4 protein-coding genes are annotated in these 3,139 nt (G+C 62.8%); 3 read left to right on the top strand and 1 reads right to left on the bottom strand.

What is annotated here, in order from left to right; all coding sequences use genetic code 11:
• Positions 1–84 precede the first annotated feature (84 nt).
• The 3 genes from tnpA (at position 85) to tnpC (ending at position 2,566) form a co-directional block, all read left to right on the top strand.
• Positions 85–537 (top strand): IS66-like element accessory protein TnpA, encoded by a 453-nt coding sequence (gene tnpA / locus ACZIRK_RS44845; RefSeq protein WP_130231960.1) that lies wholly within the window; start codon positions 85–87, stop codon positions 535–537.
• Positions 534–884, top strand: a complete 351-nt coding sequence (tnpB, locus tag ACZIRK_RS44840; RefSeq protein ID WP_130231958.1) for an IS66 family insertion sequence element accessory protein TnpB — start codon at positions 534–536, stop codon at positions 882–884. Before tnpA ends, tnpB begins: the two co-directional genes overlap by 4 nt.
• 125 nt (positions 885–1,009) lie before the next feature.
• A complete protein-coding gene (gene tnpC, locus ACZIRK_RS44835) occupies positions 1,010–2,566 on the top strand; it encodes an IS66 family transposase (protein ID WP_474419808.1) in 1,557 nt (518 codons plus the stop codon).
• Here tnpC and ACZIRK_RS44830 read toward each other — a convergent pair whose 3' ends face one another.
• Positions 2,567–3,004: a hypothetical protein gene (locus ACZIRK_RS44830; protein ID WP_130231902.1), complete on the bottom strand. Its 438-nt coding sequence runs from the start codon at positions 3,002–3,004 to the stop codon at positions 2,567–2,569.
• Positions 3,005–3,139 lie beyond the last annotated feature (135 nt).

Genomic DNA, 3,139 nt, shown 5'->3' with positions numbered 1-3,139 from the left:
GTGAGCGTCATCCGGCGACCACGCACTGAGGGCTGATCTGGTCGGCTAGGAAGATCTCGTGGATTGTTTCGTCACGAGGTCACCATGTCAAAAGATAGTTGTAAGGATGGCGATAAGGATAGGCATGCGCGTATCCTTGAGGACGGCTCCGACACGCTGCAGCGCGTCGAGATCATCACGGGGACCGGCCGACGACGGCGCTGGTCGACCGATGCGAAAGCGGCGATTGTCGCGGAGAGTTTCGCGCCGGGTGCAAGCGCTTCCGGGGTGGCGCGGCGACACGACATCAGCCCGAGCCTGTTGTTTCTTTGGCGTCGTCAGGCAACGCGGGCGAAGCTCGCGGAGCGCAGGGATGGAGGCGTGCCATCAGGCTTTGTGCCGGTCGCGATCACGGGCTGCGGGGGCAAATTGCCGCCATGCGAGGAGCAGGGGGCGATTGAGATCGACGTCGGCGTGGTTCGCATCCGTGTCGTGGGAACGGTCGACCGGCGAGCACTCTGCGAGGTGCTTGCGGCAGTCAGGACGGTTGGCCGATGATCGGGCTCCGCGCTGGGTTATCGATCTGGATCGCGACGCAGCCGGTCGATTTCCGTCGCGGCATGGACTCGCTGGCGATGCTGGTGAGCGAAGCGTTTGGAGCCAATCCGTTCGACGGCGGGCTGTGGGTGTTTCGCTCCAAGCGCCGAGATCGCGTGAAGATCCTGACCTGGGACGGAAGCGGCCTTGTTCTTTACTACAAGAGAATCGAAGGGCAGTTCAGCTGGCCGCCGATCAAGGAAGGCGTCATGCCGCTATCTCATGCTCAGCTCTCGGTGCTGCTCGACGGCTCGGACTGGAAGCGTGTGCCGATGCGGGTTGTGGATCAACCAACACGAGCTGGTTGATCATCATCAAGAGTAGTTCGGCATTCATGCTGAGCTGTAGTAGAACGCGCTGCATGATTGATTTGCCTTCCGATCCAGCATTGCTCCAGAAAGCCGTGACGGCGCTGTCGTCACGGCTTGCCGTGTTGTCGGCGGAATGCAGCACGCTGGCGGCTGAGCGTGATGCAGCGATCGCCCAGCGCGATGCTGCGATCCAGGAGAACGACAAGCTCCTGGTGATCCTGTCGCAGTACAAGCGCACGATCTTCGGTCCCCGGTCCGAGACACTGGATCCCGGACAGCTATCTCTCTTCACCATCACGGCGCAGGCGGCTGGTCCGGCCGCCAACGACGACGTGACCGGAGGCAGGCTGCCTGATGGAGCGGAAGGCCGTGGAAAGCGACTGGCGCGACGCAACCGGGGGAAGCTTCCGGAGCATTTGCCGCGCATCGACGTCGTGATCGATATCGAGAGCCATATCTGCCCCTGCTGCGGCGAGCGGCTGCACAAGATCGGGGAGACCGTCAAGGAAGCCTTCGACGTCGTTCCGATGCAATACCGGGTCAAGCGCATCGTGCGTCCGCGCTATGGTTGCCGGGGATGCCGCCAGGGTGTGCTGCAGGCGGCCGCGCTGGCCCAGGCAGTCGAGGGCGGGATGGTGACGGAAGCCTTGCTGGCCCACATCGCGGTGATGAAATACGGTTACCAGCTGCCGCTGTATCGGCAGGAACAGATGTTTGCCGCGCAGGGCGTCGCGCTCGACCGTCAGACGCTGGCTTCGTGGATGGGCCGCGTCGCCTGGTGGCTGAGGCCGCTTCACGCGCTGTTGCGCGACACAGTGATCTCCTACCCGCGGCTGTTTGCCGATGAGACGCCGCTGCCGGTTCTCGATCCCGGCCGTGGCAGGACCAAAGTCTGCCAGTTCTGGGCGATCGCCACCGATGACCGGCCATGGGGCGGCCCGGCACCGCCGGCGGTGGTCTACGTATTTGCCGAGGATCGCAAGGCGATCCGCGCCAAACAGCTGTTCGGAGACTACCAGGGCATCCTGCAGGTCGACGGCTATGCCGCCTACAAGGGTCTGATCAAGAACGGCGGCCGTCTGGTGCAACTCGCATTCTGCTTCGCGCATGCGCGGCGGAAGTTCTGGGACGTTCACGTCGCGACGAAGTCGCCGATTGCCGCGGAAGCGCTGCAACGGATTGCGATGTTCTATGCCATCGAAGACCGTATCCGTGGTCTGCCGGCGGCGCAGCGGTCTGCGGTTCGGCAAACCGAAACCAGGCCGCTGATCGAGCACCTCAAGCCGTGGCTTGAGGCACGACTGCTGGAAGTCTCGAAGAAGTCTGGCCTTGGCAAGGCGATTCGCTACACCCTCAACCATTGGGAAGGCCTGACGCGCTTCATCGATGACGGGCGCATCGAGATCGACAACAATACGGTCGAACGCACCATCAAGCCGATAGGGTTAGGAAAGAAGAACTATTTGTTTGCGGGCAGTGAAGGCGGCGCCGAGACCTGGGCCATTCTCGCGTCGATCATCAACTCGGCCAAGCTGCAAGACGTCGACCCGCGGCATTATCTGACCGACGTTCTCGAGCGCATCGTCTCCGGACGCACCAAGATCAATCAGCTGCACACATTGCTGCCGTGGACATGGAAGGCCGAGCGCGATGGTCTGGAGACAAAGCTCGCCGCCTGATCAATTTGACGGCAGGGCGTCGGGAACTTCCTGCGCGTCGCTGGTGTCGTCATAGATCTCTTCGCGGATCACGCGCAGCGTCACCTCGTGCAGATAGACTTGCAGCGCCCTCTGCAGCTCGGTGAACTCCGGCAGCAGGATCTTGTCAACGAAGCCCCGTGACGCGCGGATCATCACCGTGTTGCGTCGCTGGCGGTGGTAACGAAACGGCCGCAGCCCGTATCGACGGCAAAGCGCCAGAAACAGCTGCCGCGACCATTGGTCGGGAAGTGAGAATTGCTGCTCGATCGGTGGATCGTGGCGAGCGAGCTCCTCGACCCGGGCACGCACCCGCTGCAGTGCGGCTTCCGCCGCCAAGCGCTCACCAGCAGTTCCTGCACCCGCGAACAACGCCTCGATCTTCCGAAGCTTCTCGCGCAGATGCGACTCGCTGGTCATTCTGATCCCCGTCGCCCCCTTCAGAGGGGAGCACCCAATCATCGCCCAGCGGCAGCGTCAATCACCCCGATCGGGCAATCCAAAGCATTCCGCGCAAGTCAAGGCCGGGCACGGCGATCCTCTCGTGACGCTCAC

The organism is Bradyrhizobium sp. Leo114, from assembly GCF_055229415.2.
This window is presented reverse-complemented; position numbering and strand designations above follow the sequence as displayed.